General features: G+C 61.8%; 11 protein-coding genes. 8 read left to right on the top strand and 3 right to left on the bottom strand.

Annotated features, from left to right (window positions below; all coding sequences use genetic code 11):
- Position 1 precedes the first annotated feature (1 nt).
- Both mug and AWB82_RS14500 read right to left on the bottom strand, forming a co-directional pair.
- The gene (mug, locus tag AWB82_RS14505) at positions 2-538 is read right to left on the bottom strand and encodes a G/U mismatch-specific DNA glycosylase (protein ID WP_086968199.1); all 537 of its coding nucleotides are present in this window, start codon (positions 536-538) and stop codon (positions 2-4) included.
- A 24-nt stretch (positions 539-562) separates the two neighbouring features.
- The gene (locus tag AWB82_RS14500) at positions 563-1,591 is read right to left on the bottom strand and encodes a GlxA family transcriptional regulator (protein ID WP_086968197.1); all 1,029 of its coding nucleotides are present in this window, start codon (positions 1,589-1,591) and stop codon (positions 563-565) included.
- A gap of 230 nt (positions 1,592-1,821) precedes the next feature.
- Between AWB82_RS14500 and AWB82_RS14495 the strand changes: the two genes are divergently transcribed.
- The 5 genes from AWB82_RS14495 (at position 1,822) to AWB82_RS14475 (ending at position 8,723) form a co-directional block, all read left to right on the top strand.
- Complete coding sequence (locus AWB82_RS14495; protein WP_086968195.1) at positions 1,822-4,620, top strand: 2-oxoglutarate dehydrogenase E1 component; 2,799 nt, start codon at positions 1,822-1,824, stop codon at positions 4,618-4,620.
- 368 nt (positions 4,621-4,988) lie between these two features.
- Positions 4,989-6,791 carry a biosynthetic-type acetolactate synthase large subunit gene (ilvB, locus tag AWB82_RS14490; protein ID WP_086968345.1) on the top strand — a complete coding sequence of 601 codons (1,803 nt, stop codon included), beginning with the start codon at positions 4,989-4,991 and terminating at the stop codon, positions 6,789-6,791.
- A gap of 18 nt (positions 6,792-6,809) precedes the next feature.
- Positions 6,810-7,106, top strand: a complete 297-nt coding sequence (locus AWB82_RS14485) for an ArsR/SmtB family transcription factor (protein ID WP_086968193.1) — start codon at positions 6,810-6,812, stop codon at positions 7,104-7,106.
- Positions 7,107-7,283: 177 nt separating this feature from the next.
- Positions 7,284-8,315, top strand: a complete 1,032-nt coding sequence (locus AWB82_RS14480; RefSeq protein ID WP_086968191.1) for an alpha/beta fold hydrolase — start codon at positions 7,284-7,286, stop codon at positions 8,313-8,315.
- Positions 8,316-8,330: 15 nt separating this feature from the next.
- Positions 8,331-8,723: a DUF3331 domain-containing protein gene (locus AWB82_RS14475; RefSeq protein ID WP_086968189.1), complete on the top strand. Its 393-nt coding sequence runs from the start codon at positions 8,331-8,333 to the stop codon at positions 8,721-8,723.
- 23 nt (positions 8,724-8,746) lie between these two features.
- On the opposite strand, the gene AWB82_RS14470 is transcribed toward AWB82_RS14475, so the two are convergent.
- Positions 8,747-9,520 carry a response regulator transcription factor gene (locus AWB82_RS14470; RefSeq protein ID WP_086968187.1) on the bottom strand — a complete coding sequence of 258 codons (774 nt, stop codon included), beginning with the start codon at positions 9,518-9,520 and terminating at the stop codon, positions 8,747-8,749.
- Between the two features lie 604 nt (positions 9,521-10,124).
- Here AWB82_RS14470 and AWB82_RS14465 point away from each other — a divergent pair.
- The 3 genes from AWB82_RS14465 to AWB82_RS14455 all read left to right on the top strand — a co-directional run bounded on the left by AWB82_RS14465 (position 10,125) and on the right by AWB82_RS14455 (position 17,765).
- Positions 10,125-10,802: a type 1 glutamine amidotransferase domain-containing protein gene (locus tag AWB82_RS14465; protein ID WP_086968185.1), complete on the top strand. Its 678-nt coding sequence runs from the start codon at positions 10,125-10,127 to the stop codon at positions 10,800-10,802.
- 27 nt (positions 10,803-10,829) lie between these two features.
- On the top strand, positions 10,830-11,669 hold the full coding sequence (locus AWB82_RS14460) for an enoyl-CoA hydratase/isomerase family protein (RefSeq protein WP_086968183.1): 840 nt from the start codon (positions 10,830-10,832) through the stop codon (positions 11,667-11,669).
- 135 nt (positions 11,670-11,804) lie between these two features.
- Positions 11,805-17,765 carry an AAA family ATPase gene (locus tag AWB82_RS14455; protein WP_086968181.1) on the top strand — a complete coding sequence of 1,987 codons (5,961 nt, stop codon included), beginning with the start codon at positions 11,805-11,807 and terminating at the stop codon, positions 17,763-17,765.
- Positions 17,766-17,882 lie beyond the last annotated feature (117 nt).

Raw genomic sequence — 17,882 nt, 5'->3', positions numbered from 1 at the left:
ATCAGTTCTCGTCAGGTGAAGCAACCTCAATGCGAAGTTCGCGATAAGCGACCACGAGTGCGTCGAGGCTGAATGAACGATTCAGTCCGCTCGGGTTGGGCAATACCCATGCACGAACGCCGCCGAACGGCTCCGCTTGAAGACCCCATTCGATATCCCGCTTTCCGGTGATCGCGGACAGCGCCATTTTCCCGAGAAAAGCAACGTATCGCGGCCCGTGGTGTGCGATCTTTTGTTCGAATGCCGACGCAGCCGCTTTGATTTCGAGTGACGTCAACTGATCCGCACGCGCGGTCGGACGCGATACCGCCGTCGTGAGCCCGCATCCGTATCGAAGGAACGTCTGGTCGTCTTCCGGGCAAAGCTGGACGGGCGTGAATCCGGCGAGATGAACCACTCGCCAGAAGCGATTGTTTCGACCTGCGAAATGGTGGCCGGTCGATGCTGCAAGCATGCCCGGATTGATTCCGCAGAAGACGACCGACAGATGCGGCCCGAGAATATCCGGAAGGCATTGCGAGGAAACGGCTTGGGTCACGAATGGGTGATTTCCGGGAGCGCGTTAGTCGATCTCGGCAAGCTCTTGCAGCTCGACAAGCTCGTTGACATCGATATCCATCGCGGACTGCGGGCTCGGCGCCACACGGAACCGCTGACGATACTGCTTGGGCGTGACGTTCAGACGTCGCGAGAAAGTCGTGCGCATGTGCGTGGCACTATGAAAGCCGCACTTGAACGCGACGGTCTTGAGCGGCGCGTCGCTATCTTCGAGCAGCTTTCTCGCCGTATCCACACGGACCTGCTCGACGTAAGCCGATGGCGTCACCTTCGCATACTTCGCGAACACACGGGAGAAGGTTCGCCGGCTCACGGAAACAGCGCTTGCGAGTTGTTCGATGGAAAGCGCATCGGCGATATGCTCCGTCACGTACTGATGCACCTTGTCGATGATCGGCGCTTCGTCCTTGCCTGCGCCAATATAAGGACTGTACTGAGACTGCCCGCCTTCACGCTGGATATAGACGACGAGCCGCTTGGCGACATGCACGGCCAGCTCGTGGCCCCAGTCTTCGGCCACGAGTGAGAGGCACAGATCGATGCCGGCCGTCACGCCCGCGGAAGTGAAGAGACGTCCGTCGCGGGTGAAGATGCGGTCGGGCTGCACATCGGCGCGTGGAAATTCGCGGGCAAGACGCGCGGCGTCGGCCCAATGGGTCGTCGCCTGTTTGCCGTCGAGCAGGCCGCCGCGTCCGAGCAGGAACGCGCCATTGCAAACGGAGCCGAAGCGCGTCGCGCCGCGGGCCTGATCTTGCAGCCATGCGAGAAACCCGGCGGGCGGCTCCCAATCGGGTAACTGCGGGCCACCGGCAACAAGCAGCAGGTCGAACTGAACATCTGAATCGACGAAACCGAACGGCACATGCAGTTGCATACCGTTCGAGCACGCCACGACGCCAGCCTTGTATCCGACGAGCGAGACTTCATATCGTTGATGCAAGGCGAGATGCGTGTTGGCTTCCGCGAATACGTCGAGCGGACCAGCAACGTCGAGTGCCTGCACACCGTCGAACACAACCATGGCGACTTTCATGCCGTGACCTTCATCAAGTACGAGCGTCAACTTCGAGCGATGACCCAGTCTATAACAACGGGTGCCCGCGAATGACGCCGTGACCGGTAAATGACTTTTGCGTTCATGTAACAAACGTCCATGGCCCAAAAGCCGAATCAGTTGACCTGAAAGCGTGCGACATACGCGCGCTCTCTCGGCGTCTGCTGCATAGACTTGATTCAACACCGCTGCCGAGTGAGGCAATCATCATGCTAGTCCGGGAACATCAAGCGTCCTTCCTGTTCGGAGGCAACGCCCCCTATGTCGAGGAGCAGTACGAGCAATACCTGAGCAACCCCGAGTCGGTCACGAACGAGTGGCGCGACTATTTCGATGCACTGAGCGAGACGCCCGCCGTCGACGGGAGCGATCGCGATGACGAGCCACATGCGCCGGTCGTCAGCAGCTTCGTCGAACTTGCCAAACGACCGTATGACCATTCGGTGCCACACGATGGCGGCTTGGCGCTTGCAAGAAAACAGGTGGCGGTGCAGACGCTTATTGCGGCGTTCAGAACGATCGGTACGCGCAATGCCACGCTCGATCCGCTGCTCTGGACGCCGCCGCGTCCGCTGGCCGAACTCACGCCCGCCTACTATGGATTGACGGCGACGGACATGACCACGAAGTTCAGCACGGCCGATACGTATTTCTTCGACGAAGACGCGACGCTGCAAGAGATCGTCGCAGCGCTCGAACAAACCTATACGGGCACGCTGGGCGCGGAATTCATGCATCTCAGCGATGCCGGCGAGCGGCGCTGGTGGCAGATGCGGCTCGAATCCACGAGAGCGAGGCCGTCCTTCACGAGCGCGGAAAAGAGCCGATTTCTCGACCGTTTGACAGCGGCGGAAGGGCTCGAAAAGTATTTGCACACACGTTATGTCGGGCAGAAGCGATTCTCGCTGGAAGGCGGCGAGTCGCTGATCGTGCTGCTCGACGAACTCGTGCGTTATGGCGCTTCGAAGAAGTTGCGCTCAGTGGTGATGGGGATGGCGCACCGCGGGCGCCTGAACGTGCTGGTCAACATCGCAGGCAAGCCCTTGCATGCGCTCTTCGATGAGTTCGACGGCAAGAACGCAGACAAACTGCCGGAAGGCGATGTCAAGTATCACAAGGGTTTCAGCAGCATCACGCAAACCGAAGATGGCCCGGTCGAAGTCGTGCTCGCATTCAATCCGTCGCATCTCGAGATCGTGAATCCGGTCGTGCAGGGCATGGCGCGTGCGAAGGCGGATGCTTCGGCATCGCGAGACACGGACAGCGTGCTGCCCGTCGAAATTCACGGCGATGCGGCGATGTCTGGTCAGGGAGTCGTGATGGAGACACTGAGCCTTTCCTATACGCGTGGGCATGGCACGGGAGGAACCGTACATATCCTCGTCAACAATCAGATTGGCTTCACCACTTCGGACCCGCGCGATACGCGCTCGTCGTTTTATGCCTCGGATATCGTCAAGATGATCGAGGCGCCGGTGCTGCATGTCAACGCCGACGACCCGGAGGCGGTGGCCATGGCCGTGCGCCTCGCACTCGACTATCGCACGGAGTTCCGGCGCAGCGTGGTCATCGATCTCGTTTGCTTCCGCAAGCACGGGCATCAGGAACAGGACACACCCGCGATCACGCAGCCTTTGATGTATCGGGCGATTGCGGCGCATCCCGGCGTGCGCACGCTCTATGCGCAAAAGCTCGTTCGCGAAGGCGCGCTCACGACGGACCAAGTCGAGGCCTACATCGACGCGCGCAGAAAGCTTCTCGATGATGCTCACATAGATGATGCGTCGCTGCCGCAACGCTCCGATGTCCAATCTTTAACGCAACGCTATGACGTGCCGTCGCGAGAGCAATTGCGCATTCTGGCGCAACGCATATCGAGTGTGCCTGAAGGCTACGAGCTTCATCCGCTCGTCAACAAGATGATGAACGCGCGCCGCGACATGGCGAATGGAAAGAGGCCGCTCGACTGGGGCATGGGCGAGCATCTTGCATTCGCTTCACTGCTCGACGTGGGGCTCGACGTGCGACTGAGCGGACAGGACAGCGCGAGAGGCACATTCAATCATCGTCATGCGGTGCTCCATAACCAGAAGCGGACGAACCGTGCGCAAGGCGTGTTCATCCCGCTCGAACACGCGGGCGATGCGCAAGGCCGCTTCACGGTGACGAATTCGATTCTTTCGGAGGCAGCCGTGCTCGCCTTCGAATACGGCTATTCGACGGTGAATCGCGATGCGCTCGTGGTGTGGGAAGCGCAGTTCGGGGACTTCGCGAACGGCGCGCAGGTCGTCATCGATCAGTTCATAGCGGCGGGCGCGGCGAAGTGGGGGCAACGCAGCGCATTGACGATGTTCCTGCCACACGGACAGGAAGGACAAGGCCCTGAACACGCTTCGGCGCGGTTGGAGCGGTATCTGCAATTGAGCGCGCAGGACAACATGCGCGTGACGCAGCCGACATTGCCCGCACAGTTGTTTCATCTGCTGAGGATGCAGATGCTGGCCTTCGACCGGCGGCCGCTCATCGTGATGACGCCCAAGTCGCTGTTGCGTCATCCCGAAGCAATCAGCAGCTTCGATGAGCTGGCAGAGGGCGCGTTTCGTGAAGTACTGCCGGACGCGAATGCCGATTCATCGCGTCATGCGAACGTCGAGCGTGTGATCGTAACTTCAGGCAAGGTGTATTTCGATCTGCTCGACTACCGCCGAAAGAACGGCTTCGACGATACGCCGGTCATTCGCGTTGAGCAGTTGTATCCGTTCCCGTCGCAGCAGATGGCTGCGGAATTCGCGCGATACCCCGCTCTGAAGAACGTCGTCTGGTGTCAGGAGGAGTCGCGCAATCAGGGCGCCTGGAGTTTCGTCGAACCGCAATTGCGCGCGCTATTGCCTTTGCACGCGAAGCTGTCGTACGCGGGAAGCGCCGCGTCCGCATCGACGGCACCGGGTTATCAGTCGGTGCACGCGGCGAGACACGCGAAAAGCGTCGCGAGCGCGTTCGCGAAGTAACGATGCATGAATGCCGCCGGCGACGATCCGGATCTCATGGCCAAAAACCGTGTGGTTTTGGCCAGTGAACAAGCGGGATGATCGCCCGCGCGGCATGGATCGTTGGCAGAATGAATCAGCTCCCTCACAATTCTTCCGGAAGCGCATCGACAAGATGCTGATTGGACTTGACCCAGTGCGATGAACTCGTCGGGATGATCGTCTGTCAACGGGTGCCGAACATACGCTGTTCTCGAGTTGGAGGGGAAATCGTTTCTTGATTTGGGCGCCGATGTCCTCGGCGCTGATTTCCTTGCGAGTCGGATATGAGCCGAGACCCGAAAGTTATCCCGCAGCTTCTCCCGGAAGCGAATTCCAACGATGCGTCGATGTCCGGCGCCGACATCATTCTGCGCGTGCTCGCCGAACAAGGCGTCGATACTTTGTTCGGATACAGCGGCGGCGCAATATTGCCGACGTACGATGCCGTGTTCCGCTTCAACGAACTGCACGCGGAGCATCCCGAGCAGCAGATCAGGCTCGTCGTACCGGCCAACGAACAGTCGGCGGGCTTCATGGCTGCGGGTTATGCGCGGGCAAGCGGCAAGGTCGGTGTATTCATGGTGACGTCGGGGCCGGGCGCCACGAACGCCGTGACGCCGATCGCCGATTGCAACGGCGATTCCGTGCCCGTCGTGCTCATCTGTGGCCAGGTGCCGCGTGCCGCCATCGGCAGCGATGCGTTTCAGGAGGCGCCGGTCTTCAACATCATGTCCGCGTGCGCCAAGCAGGTCTTCCTCGTGACGGACCCGGACAAGCTCGAACAGACGCTGCGCAGCGCATTCGAGATCGCGCGTAGCGGACGGCCCGGCCCGGTCGTCGTGGATGTGCCCAAGGATATTCAGAACTGGAAGGGCCCTTTTCGCGGACACGGCTCGTTGCATTTTCGCGGCTATTCCGACCGTCTCCGTCTGGTTGCGAAGGGCGCTCGTCTCGAAGAAGGCAAGTGCGCCGGATTCTTCGACCTCCTGGCGCAACACAGACGGCCGCTGCTTTATGTGGGCGGCGGCGTGATTGCATCCGGTGCGGCGGAGGAGTTGCGCCGCTTCAGCGAGCGTTACCGGATTCCGGTCGTATCGACGCTGATGGGTCTCGGAACCATGTCTCCCCGACATGAACTGTGGCTGGGAATGCTCGGCATGCACGGAGCCGCGTGCGCCAATTATGCGGTCGAGGATTGCGACTTCCTGATAGCCGTTGGCGCGCGATTCGACGATCGCGTCGCGGGCGGCCGCCCTGAAACGTTCGCACCGAAGGCGCGATATGTGGCGCATATCGATATCGACGAGGCGGAGATCAACAAGGTCAAACGCGTGCATTGGAGTCACGTGGGTGATGCTAAAGAAACTCTGCGTTCCCTGATGGCCCTGGGTCCCGCCGCCTCACCCGCTACCGGCTGGACGGAGCGTGTGGCGGACCTCAAGCGCAAGTACGGCATGAACTATGACCGGGACAATGCAGCCATTCAGCCGCAATGGGTCATCGAAAAGCTGAGCGAGATTACCGGCGGCCGCGCGATCATCAGTACAGGCGTGGGTCAGCATCAGATGTGGGCCGCGCAGTTCTTCGACTTCGTCGAGCCTCGCAGCTTGCTCACATCGGGCAGCATGGGCACGATGGGATTCGGCTTGCCCGCGGCCATCGGCGCGCAGCTCGCGCGGCCGGATGCTCTCGTGATCGACATCGACGGTGACGGCAGCATCCGGATGAATATCGGCGAACTGGAAACGGCGACCACGTATGACGTTCCGGTTAAGGTGTTGCTGCTCAACAATGGTGGCGACGGCATGATTCGCCAGTGGCAGCGTCTCTTCTACGACGGGCGCATGGTCGTGAGCGACAAGGCGCTGCATCGCAAGGACTTCGTGCTGGCGGCACAGGCCGATGGATTCACATTTGCCCGCCGCGTCGAGGCGTCGGGCGAACTCGAAGCGCAACTCATGGCGTTCGTCGCATTCGACGGTCCTGCGTTTCTCGAAGTAATGATCGACCGGAACGCCGATGTGTTTCCGATGGTGGGACCGGGGCAAAGTTATTCGAACATGATTACCGGACCGTTCATACCGTCTCGCCCGGGGCCAGAAACCGAATTGTCCCGTGCGTCGGGCCAACCCGCTACGGATATGTTCTGACATTTGACGAGCGGCATCATGAACGCGAATCTTATTCATAAGGCGCTCGCCAGTCCTGTGCGGCGCGACATTCTCGCCTGGCTGAAAACGCCCGCCGATGCCTTTGCGCAAGAGCGAATCGAATTTGGCCAGGGTGTTCCTTCGAATGCGATTCAGGCGCGCAGCGGTCTTTCTCAATCGACCATGTCGGCCCATCTTTCATTGCTCGTCGACGCTGGGTTGCTCGTATCGACGCGCGTCGGTCCGTTCGTGCTCATGTCGCGAAACGAGGAAGTCATACGGGCGTTCGTCACGCAAATGCATAGCAGCCTGTGAATGGCGGCGCGCAAGCATACCTTTAGGTAGGGCGAGCAAATCATTCGATATCGCGCGCATACGATGGTACGACTGCGCATGGCCTTCTGGCTTCATAAAATATCCATTAGACGCGAGCGGTGATACACGAAGCGCAAGCCATGGCGCTTCCCGCAGCATCGAACTGGAGAACGGGCCATGGACGATTCGGTCGACCTGCAACGCCGCCGCATCGTCGGCGCGACCATCGCGATGATCGGTCTGGCCGATGCAGGCGTGATCGGCCGCGCCTACGGACAATCGCTGCAAGCTGCATCGCCGGGTGGCGACGCGAGCCTCGCGCCGATTCGGCAAATCGACGCGGGCGTGCTCGATGTGGGCTACGCGCAGAGCGGTCCGAGCGGCGGCCCCGCGGCGATATTGCTGCATGGCTGGCCCTACGACATCCACAGTTATGGCGAAGTCGTGCCGTTGCTTGCGGGCGCGGGTTATCGCGTGATCGTGCCGTATCTGCGCGGCTACGGGTCCACCCGGTTTCTTTCGGCGGACACGCCGCGCAACGGACAACAGGTCGTGACCGCGCTCGACATCGTCGCATTGATGGACGCGCTCAAGATCGATCAGGCCGTGCTCGGCGGCTATGACTGGGGTGCGCGTACGGCGGATATCATCGCGGCGTTATGGCCCGAACGCGTGAAGGCGCTGGTGTCGGTCAGCGGCTATTTGATCGGCAGTCAGGCGGCGAACAGGAAGCCGTTACCGCCGCCGGCTGAATTGCAATGGTGGTACCAGTACTACTTCGCGACGGAACGCGGCGCGCTCGGTTATGCGGCAAATCTGGATGCCTTCAACAAGCTGATCTGGCAGCTCGCTTCGCCCAAATGGCAGTTCGACGATGCCACGTATCGGCGTTCCGCCGCGTCGTTCCGCAACCCGGATCACGTGGCCATCGTGATCCACAACTACCGCTGGCGTCTCGGTCTCGCGCAGGGCGAAGCGCGATACGATGCGCTCGAACAGCGTCTTGCCGCAGCGCCCGCGATTTCCGTACCGACCATCACGCTCGAAGGCGACGCCAACGGCGCGCCGCATCCCGAGCCCGCCGCCTATGCGAAGAAGTTCAGCGGCATGTACTTGCACCGGACCATCGGCGGCGGTATCGGTCATAACTTGCCTCAGGAAGCGCCCAATGCTTTCGCGCAAGCCATTCAGCAAGCCGCGCATCTGTGATCAAGGAGCCTCGACATGCACCGCACGCTCAACTTTCCGGACCCGTGGTCGCAGATCATCGTCATGTTGAACGGACGAGCGAATGCCTTTGTCGCGAGCACGCCACGACAGTTTCCGCGCGAACGTACCGCGATTCCTACAGGCGTATTCGATCGCGCGCCGATGGTGGACGTCGTAGAACGGCCGACCTCGACAACCGCTACGATCTACTGGCGCGACGCTACGTGTGGTTGTTATGGGCACCAGACATGGCGAACGTCGCGAGCGCGCGCGGCCGGCGTTTGTGCGATGAGCGGCAAGCGGATCGCGCCCGGTGATTTAGTCTATCGACCGAGCAGCCGCTCATCCGTGTGCAATGGCCATTCGATGATTCTCGCGTCGGTACTCGAGAGCGGAGCGCCGGTTTGATTATCGCGCCCGATCAAGCAACTTCAGTTTGTCCGGCGAGTGGTCGACGAGGGCATGACGTTGAGCACGACGGGAGACGCGGCGGCATCATCGTCGGCGTCATTGCGTGACAGTGGCGCAAGTTTCAACGGCGCGACGGACGGCGACTCGATGCCGAGCGCCTCGGCCTTTCTCACGAGATCGGGCAGACTGCGCGAGGCCATCTTTTTCATGACCTGGCCGCGATAGATCTTCACGGTGATCTCGCTCAAATTCATCTCATAGGCGATCTGCTTGTTGAGCAGGCCCGCGACGACGTGCGTCATCACTTCTTTCTCGCGAACCGTGAGCGATGCGAACGCGGCGAAGACGCCTGCAAGCGCCTCCTCGGACGCACGGCGTCTGGCATCGCGCTTCAGCGCATGCGCGATGGCGTCGAGCATGTCCTGCTCGCGAAACGGCTTCTCGAAGAAGTCGAGCGCGCCCGCTTTCATCGCCTTGACCGTCATTTCGATGTCGCCATACGCGGTGATGAAAAGAATGGGCATGCGCAGACCGCGGCGGGCCGCGTCGGCCTGAAACGTGAGGCCGCTTTCGCCGCGCAGCCTGACGTCGAGAATCAGGCAACTCGGCGCGTCGTGCTTTGGAAAGGCGAGGAATGCACCCGGCGAATCGAAGGTCTCGACCCGCAGTCCAACGGAACGCGCGAGGCTCCCGAGCGTGAAGCGGATCGATTCGTCATCGTCGATTACATACACTACGGGCGTCGTGTTCTCGGTCTTCGTCCTATTCGGCGTTGAACGCAATCCGGGGACCATGATTCCTCCAACTAGGTTGGTAACGCATGATCAATGTCAGTCGAATGCTTCGCTCGATAGAGCAGGCATCGCAGAGATCAGGTGATTCAGACGTTTTGAAGAGGCGCCCAAAAACCGCGCGATTCAAACACATGACCGGAGATCGGTTCAGGGCGGTGACGCGGACGGGACGAATAGAGGACTTTCGAAGCCATGTTCACAGCGCGTCGACAGGCCGTTTGGCCGGCGAATCGGTTTCTCCCGCTGATGAAATTTTCTTCACTTTTTCGGGAGTCAACTTTAGCAGATATCTGCAGGGAGAATTTTCCGGTTCTCGACTCGGCAGTTATTGACTGCGCCAAAGAACCTGCCCTAAGCAGGATAAAGCGCCAGGACGTCGCGGATGCGCCCGAGGGTCCAAGTGATGCGCATCCTTTCGACTCACTTAAGTGCATAGTGACGAAATGAAACCGCGGCGGCCCTGGTCGAGTCGATCGCCTCGTCGTATAGAACCCTATACCTTGGTATGTGCGCGCCGGTGCGCATGACGCCTGAGCGCCTATAGTGCTTTGACCACGCCCTTGCGTGGATCAATAAACGAGTCCTTTTGATATGGGTGCGGACCATGAAGATATTGATGGTGATGACTTCGCATGACCAGCTCGGCAATACGGGCAAGAAGACCGGTTTCTGGCTCGAGGAATTCGCGGCGCCGTATTTCACTTTTCTGGATGCTGGCGTCGATATCACGGTGTGCTCGCCGAAGGGAGGCCAGCCGCCTGTCGATCCTAAGAGCGATACGCCGGAAGGCAAAACAGAATTGACCGAGCGTTTCAAGGCCGATGCCGCGGCGCAACGCGTGCTCGCGACTACGGCCGCGCTTGCCGACATGAAGGCCGAAGACTACGACGCCGTGTTTTATCCCGGCGGTCATGGACCTATGTGGGACCTGGCGGAAGATCCGGTCTCGATCGCGCTGATCGAACGCTTCTACAACCTCGGCAAGCCGGTCGCCTTCGTATGTCATGCGCCGGGCGTGCTGCGTCACGTCAAGGTGAACGGCGAACCGCTCGTCAAGGGAAAACGTGTGTCGGGTTTCACCAATTCGGAAGAAGAAGCCGTGCAACTCACGAAGGTCGTGCCGTTTCTCGTCGAAGACGAACTCAAGCGGCTCGGCGGCCTCTTCGAGAAAGTGCCTGACTGGCAGGTGCTGTCGATCATCGACGGGCGTCTGATCACGGGGCAGAACCCCGCCTCGTCGAAGTCCGCCGCGCAGGATCTGCTCAAGGTGCTGCGCGGATAGTCCGATGTTGCTTCCATGGAGATCGAGATGGCTCAGGACAGCGCGCACGCGCAGATCAGAATCGAACCTCGCAGTCCTTCTTACTGGCGGATCATCATCGACAATCCGCCCTTCAACATCTTCGGGCCGGACACGACGCCGCAACTCAATGCCGTCGTGACCGCGCTCGAAAGCGACCCGCATGTCAAGGTGGTCGTCTTCGAAAGCGCGGTGCCCGGCTTCTTTCTCACGCACTACGATTTCGTGCCGCCGCTGGACGCCACCACGAGCATGCCGCCGGGACCGACGGGCTTGCCGCCGTTGCCGGACATGCTGGTGCGTCTCGGCAGGACACCGGTCATTTCCATTGCCAAGATTCGCGGCCGCGCGACCGGCGTCGGCAGTGAGCTCGCACTCGCGAGCGACATGCGCTTCGCGAGCAACGAAGGCACGCTGCTGTCGCAATGGGAGATCGGCGCAGCGCTCGTTCCGGGCGGCGGACCGATGACGCGGCTATCGCGGCTGATCGGCCGGGGCCGCGCGCTGGAAGTACTCGTCAGCGGAAACGATATCGACGGCCCGCTGGCTGAGCGCTATGGCTACGTGAATCGCTCCTTTCCCGACGCCGAGCTCGACGGCTTCGTCGATGCGCTCGCCACACGCATCGCTTCCTTCGACAAGCAATCGCTCGCGGCGATCAAGCAGCAGGTCAACACGCAAACCCTGCCGCCGGATTCGGCCGTCGCGCCCGAATGGGATGCCTTCATCGCGTCGGTCGGCCGTCCCGCGGCGCAGGAGAAAATCGCCCAATTGATGGAACTCGGTCTGCAAAAGAATCACGATGTCGAGGCCAGACTCGGCTATTACACGGGTACGCTTTGGCGCTAGCGTCTACGTGAACTGATCCACCGGAGGTGCATCGCGCTCCTCGCGTGCTAGGCTACCTTTCGATTCGGAGAGCGATCCGTGCCGTGCGACGTTTCGCTTTCCTCGGAAGAGAGCAGCGAGACAAGGAGCATCGTGATGGATCTCACTGGCTTTTCGCTTGAGCCGCTGCACGACGACGGAGAGTTGTCGCTGTGCCGCGCGCAGCGGCCCGGCTCGCCCGTCTCGGTGCTTGCGCTGATCGCCACGCAGCCCGCATCGCACAGCATCATGCGTCTCGAACACGAGTACGGCCTCGCCTCGCTGCTCGATCCGGAATGGGCGGCGCAACCGCTCGCGCTCGATCTGGGGCGCGTGCCGCCGGCACTGATCCTCGACGACAGCGGCGGCGCTCCGCTGATCGGCATGCTCGGACGTCCGCTCGAACTCACGAGCTGTTTGCGAATCGCGGCGAATCTCGCGCAGGCAATCGGCGAGGCCCATGCATGCGGCATCGTGCACAAGGACATCAAGCCCGCCAACGTGCTGGTCGATGCCGAAGACCACGTGCGCCTCACCGGCTTCGGCATCGCGTCGCTGCTGCCGCATGAGCATCAGCCGCCCGCGCCGCCGGAAATCATCGCGGGAACGCTGGCCTACATGGCGCCCGAGCAGACCGGCCGCATGAACCGCTCGATCGACGCACGCAGTGACCTCTATTCGTTCGGCGTGACGCTGTACGAGATGCTCACCGGAGCGCCGCCGTTCAGCGCAACGGATGCGATCGAATGGATTCATTGCCATATCGCGCGCAAGCCCGTTCCGCCCGGCGAACGCGTGCAAGGCATTCCCGCGACGGTCGGGCAGATCGTCGAGCGGCTTCTCGCGAAGACCGCGGAACAGCGCTATCAGACCGCGTCAGGCGTGCAGGCGGATCTGCTTATGTGTCTGTCCGAGTGGGAGGCGCGTCATGAAATCGCGCCATTCGTGCTCGGCACGCGCGACGCCTCCGATCGTTTGCGGATACCCGAAAAGCTATACGGACGCGATGCGCAGATCGGCGAACTCATCGCGGCGTTCAATCGCGTCGTGATGCACGGCGAAACCGAACGCGTGCTGATTTCGGGCTACGCCGGCATCGGCAAGTCGTCGGTAGTCAGCGAATTGCACAAGGTATTGGTGCCAATGCGCGGGCTGTTCGCGTCAGGCAAGTTCGACCAGTACAAACGCGACATACCGTATGTGCCGCTCGCGCAGGCATTCCAGTCGCTCGTGCGCGAACTCCTCAACAAGACCGATGCGGAAGTCGAGCACTGGCGGCGCGCACTGATCGATGCGCTCGCGCCCAACGGCCAATTGATCGTCAACCTGATTCCCGAACTCGCGCTGATCATCGGTGAGCAGCCCGCGGTGGCGGGGTTGCCGCCACAGGACGCGCACAACCGCTTCCGTATCGTGTTTCGCCGCTTCGTGAGCGTGTTCGCACGCCCCGAGCATCCGCTCGCGCTCTTCATCGACGATCTGCAATGGCTCGATGCCGCCACGCTGGACCTGCTCGAACATCTCGCCACGCATGCGGAGGTAAAGCATCTGTTGCTGGTCGGCGCGTATCGCGATAACGAAGTCGATGCCGGGCATAGACTCACGCACGTGCTGAACGATATCGGCGACACCGGCGTGAGGTTGGAGCGTATCGATCTCACGCCGCTCACGGCCGCGAACGTGACGGAGTTCGTCGCCGACTCGCTGCGCTGTTCGATTGCGGCGGCCGGGCCGCTCGCGCAACTCGTGCATGAGAAGACGGGCGGCAACCCCTTCTTCGTGATCCAGTTCCTCACGGCGCTCGTCGATGAAGCACTGATCGCGTTCGATCACCACGCGGGAATCTGGACCTGGAACTTGCCGCGCATCCACGGCAAGGGCTTGACCGAAAACGTCGCCGAGCTGATGGCGATGAAGCTCAACCGCTTGCCCGAAGCCACGCGCGACGCGCTCGGCCAGCTCGCGATTCTCGGCAACGTCGCGAAGATCAATGCGCTTGCATTGATCGACGGCCAGTCCGCAGCATCGATCGACAGGAAGCTATGGGGCGCCGTGAGCGCCGGCCTCGTGCGTCGGATCGACGATACCTACGTGTTCGCGCACGATCGCGTGCAGGAAGGGGCCTATGCGCTGATTCCCGCTGACGAACGCGCGGCGGCTCACTTGCGAATCGGCCGTGCGCTGGCGTCGGCGGCATCGGCGGACAAGCTCGACGAGCTGCTCTTCGAGATCGTCAATCACCTAAACCGTGCGACGTCGCTCATGACCGACGCGGCCGAGCGCGAGCGCACGGTTTCGCTGAACTTTGCGGCGGGACAGCGCGCGATGAATTCGGCGGCGTTCGCATCCGCGCGGGCCTATCTCACGCATGGCGCCGCGCTACTCGCGCATGATGCGTGGACGCGCCAATACGAGCGCACTTTCGAGCTGTATCTGGCGCTCTCCGAATGCGAGTACCTGGCGGGCGATTTCACGCAGGCTGACGCGTTGTTCGACATGCTGCTCGAACGCGCGCGCTCCACGCTCGACCGTGCGAAGGTGTACGGCTTGCGTATGGAGCTGTACCAGGTCGCCGGACGTTTCGACGAAAGCTTCGACGTAGCGCGCCTCGCGTTGCGCGAGTTCGGCGTGCTGCTGCCGCCGGACGATGCCGCCGTGAACGCCGAAGTCGAAGCCGGGTTGCGCGACGCGGCGCTCAATCTCGGGGACCGCGCTATCGGCACGCTCGTCGATGCGCCGGTGGCGTCCGATCCGGCGATCTGGGCGATCGTAGACTTGCTGGTGGAATCGATGCCGTGCGCGTTCATCGCGCGGCCCGCTTTTTATCCGCTCATTACACTGAAGGCGGTGAATCTCTCGCTGCGCGCGGGCAATACCGACAAGTCGAGCTTCGCCTACGGCAACTACTCGCTGATGCTGGTGTCGAGCCTCGGCGATATCGCTTCGGCCGTTCAGTACTCCGAGATGTCGCTAAAGCTCAACGAGAAGTTCGGCAACCGGCGCTTTCAGGGCAAACTGCTGCATCTGCATGGCAATCACATTAACTTCTGGCGCCGCCACATCATGACCGATCTGCCGATCCTCGAACGGGCGAGCGTCGCGTGCCTGGACGTGGGCGATCTGGCCTTCGCGGGATATCTCGCCTTCACGACGGTCTGGCAGACGATAGAAAAGGGCACGCCGCTCGCCGACGTGCTGAGCATGTCGGAGCGCCACGCTTCGTTCGCGCGGCAGAGCCGAAACGACGCGGTCTATGAAACGATCCGCCTTGAGCAGCATTTCGTCGCGACGCTGCAAGGACGCGCCGGCGGCGCGCAGCAAGCGGGCGCGCATGCTTTCGATGCGGAAGCATCCTTTGCGGTCGTCGCGCGGGCCAATTTCGGCTGCGGGATCGCGTTTCATCACATCATGCGTCTGATGCTCGCGTATCTGGACGCGCGCTATAGCGATGCACTCGACGCCGCCCGCCAGGCGCGTTCGATACTCGATGCGGCCATGGCGTTGCCCATCGAGGCCACCTTCCACTTCTTTCATGCGCTGACGCTTGCCGCGCTTCATGCGTCGGCGAGTGAAGAGCAGCAACGCGAGTGGCGCGATGCGATTCATGCGACTTGCGAGAAATTCGCGCTTTGGACGAAGCATTGTCCCGAGAACTTTCGTCACCGGCACGCGCTCGTTTCAGCGGAACTGGCACGCGTGGAAGGCCGCGACCCGGAAGCCATGCACTTCTACGAGGAGGCGGTGCGATCGGCGCGCGAGCACGGGTTCATCCAGAACCAGGCGCTCGCGCATGAACTTGCCGCGCGCTTTCATGCGGAGCGCGGCCTGGAAACGATCGCGGATACCTATCTTCTCAATGCGCGCTCATGCTACGACCGTTGGGGCGCAAGGGGCAAGGTGAGCCAGATGGTACGCAGCCATGTGCAATTGCGTCACGAGACGTCGAAGTTCGACAGCACGATCGCGACGTCCAACGAACAGCTCGATCTCGCGACCGTCGTCAACGTGTCGCGCGCCATCTTCAGCGGGGTCGATCTGAATGAGCTGATCCACACGTTGATGAGGCTGTCGCTCGAGCATGCCGGCGCCAACCGCGGCGTGCTGATCCTCAAACGGCGCAAGGAACTGCGTGTGGAAGCCGAGGCGACGACCCGTGCCGACGTCGTCGAAGTGCGCCTGACGAAGCAGCGCGCGGAAGATGCCGATCTGCCCGAATCGGTGCTGCGCTACGTGATGCGCACGGGCGACAGCCTGTTGCTCGACGATGCGTCGTCGGTGAATCCGTACTCGTCGGACGAGTACATCCGCCGCAACGATTGCCGCTCGATCCTCTGTCTGCCGCTCGTGAAGCAGACCCGGCTGATCGGCGTGCTATACCTCGAAAACAGTCTGGCCTCGAACGTCTTCACGCCGGCCCGCACGGCGGTGCTCCGCCTGCTGGCATCGCAGGCGGCGATGTCGCTCGAAACCGCGCGCCTCTATGCGGATCTTCAACATGCGCAAGCGCTGCTCGCGGACGCGCAGCAACTGAGCAGTACGGGCAGTTTCGACTGGCACGTGGCGCGCGGCGAGCTATTCTGGTCGAAGGAAAGTTTTCGCATCTTCGAATACGATCCCGCGACCGTGCCGACGCTCGATCTGATGCTGGCGCGCGTGCATCCCGACGACGTGACGTTCGTGCGCCTCATGCTCGATCGCGCAACGCACGACCGGCAGCCCTTCGACGTGGAGCACCGTCTGATGATGCCGGATGGCTCCCTCAGGCATCTGCAACTGGTCGGGCACGTGATCGCCGACGTCGACGCGGGCATGCGTGTGCTCGGTGCACTCAAGGACATCACCACGCGCAAGCAGGCGCATGCGGCGCTCGCGCGCAGCGAACATCGCTATCGCAGTTTGTTCTTCGACATGCCCGTCGGGCTCTGGCAGCTCGACGCGCAACCGCTCATCACGTTGTTGTCGGAACTGCGCGCGCAAGGGGTGGAGGATCTCTCCGATTACATTGACAATCATCCGGGATGGCTCGATCGCGCGATGGAGTTGCTCGTCGTCGAGGAAGTCAATCACCATGCCGCACAGATGTTCGGCGCGCGCGACAGGAGCGTGCTGCTCGGTCCGCTGCCCTGGGTTTGGCGCGATAGCCCCGGCACGTTCCGGCGGGCGCTGGAGAGCCGCTATAGCGGCGCGCCGCTGTTTCAGGAAACCACCAGGCTGCCGACGCTCGACGGCCGCATCATCGACGTGCTGCTGACAGTCGCGCGGCCGGGGGCGACGGAGGAGCTGGGAATTGCGCTGATCAGTCTCGTCGACCTGACGGAACGCATTCGTGCGCAGGAAATACTGCAGCGCCTTCAGGCGGATTTTGCGCATGCTGTGCGCATCTCGATGCTCGGCGAACTGAGCGCGTCGATCGCGCACGAACTGAAGCAGCCGCTCGCGGCGATCACGATGAACAGCGCGCTCGGCGCGCGCTGGCTCGACCGTCCGGTGCCGGATGTCGCCGAAGCGCGGCTCATCGGGCAGCGCATCGCCATCGATGCGCAACGCGCGGTCGATATCGTCGATCGCATCCGCGCGATGGCGGTGCGCCGCGATGCGAAACGCGTCGTGGCGCCGCTCGGTACGCTCATCGACGAAGCACTCGTTTTTCTGCAGCACGAAGTGCATGCGCATGGCGTGACCATTGTGCGCAGGAGTGCGGCGACCGAGCCGGAAGTGCTGGTGGACCGCGTGCAGTTGCAGCAGGTCATCGTGAACCTGCTCGTCAACGCGATGCAGGCGATGGAGTCGGCGGGGCATCCGCGCGGCGAGATCACGATCCGCACTGCCATGCCCGACGCGTCTTCGGTCACGTGTTCGGTGGAGGACGGCGGGCCGGGCATCGACCCGCAGGTCATGAATCGCGTATTTCAGAGCTTCTTCACGACGAAGGAGAACGGCATGGGCATGGGACTCGCAATCTGCCGCTCGATCATCGAGGCGCATGGCGGGCAGATCGCGGCGGATAACGCGTCTGCCCATGGCGGCGCGCGCTTCTTCTTCACGTTGCCGCTGGCGCCGCCGGCGGATTCTTCGTGAGCGGCGCGGAAGGTGGTTGCGTTGTTCGAGCTTGCCTAAAAGATATACCGATGTATGGGCGAGCATACCTGCGGATGATTGAAGCGTTGAGCGCGAACTCCTCTAATGAAGACTGTC

Origin of the sequence: Caballeronia glebae (assembly GCF_001545035.1) — a bacterium.
Lineage (GTDB): Bacteria > Pseudomonadota > Gammaproteobacteria > Burkholderiales > Burkholderiaceae > Caballeronia > Caballeronia glebae.
This window is presented reverse-complemented; position numbering and strand designations above follow the sequence as displayed.

What these genes read in the sequence shown, in the direction of transcription:
- AWB82_RS14500 (WP_086968197.1), bottom strand. Translation starts at nt 1,591, where the DNA reads ATGAAAGTCGCCATGGTTGTGTTCGACGGTGTGCAGGCACTCGACGTT.
- AWB82_RS14495 (WP_086968195.1), top strand. Translation starts at nt 1,822, where the DNA reads ATGCTAGTCCGGGAACATCAAGCGTCCTTCCTGTTCGGAGGCAACGCC.
- ilvB (WP_086968345.1), top strand. Translation starts at nt 4,989, where the DNA reads ATGTCCGGCGCCGACATCATTCTGCGCGTGCTCGCCGAACAAGGCGTC.
- AWB82_RS14485 (WP_086968193.1), top strand. Translation starts at nt 6,810, where the DNA reads ATGAACGCGAATCTTATTCATAAGGCGCTCGCCAGTCCTGTGCGGCGC.
- AWB82_RS14480 (WP_086968191.1), top strand. Translation starts at nt 7,284, where the DNA reads ATGGACGATTCGGTCGACCTGCAACGCCGCCGCATCGTCGGCGCGACC.
- AWB82_RS14475 (WP_086968189.1), top strand. Translation starts at nt 8,331, where the DNA reads ATGCACCGCACGCTCAACTTTCCGGACCCGTGGTCGCAGATCATCGTC.
- AWB82_RS14470 (WP_086968187.1), bottom strand. Translation starts at nt 9,520, where the DNA reads ATGGTCCCCGGATTGCGTTCAACGCCGAATAGGACGAAGACCGAGAAC.
- AWB82_RS14465 (WP_086968185.1), top strand. Translation starts at nt 10,125, where the DNA reads ATGAAGATATTGATGGTGATGACTTCGCATGACCAGCTCGGCAATACG.
- AWB82_RS14460 (WP_086968183.1), top strand. Translation starts at nt 10,830, where the DNA reads ATGGCTCAGGACAGCGCGCACGCGCAGATCAGAATCGAACCTCGCAGT.
- AWB82_RS14455 (WP_086968181.1), top strand. Translation starts at nt 11,805, where the DNA reads ATGGATCTCACTGGCTTTTCGCTTGAGCCGCTGCACGACGACGGAGAG.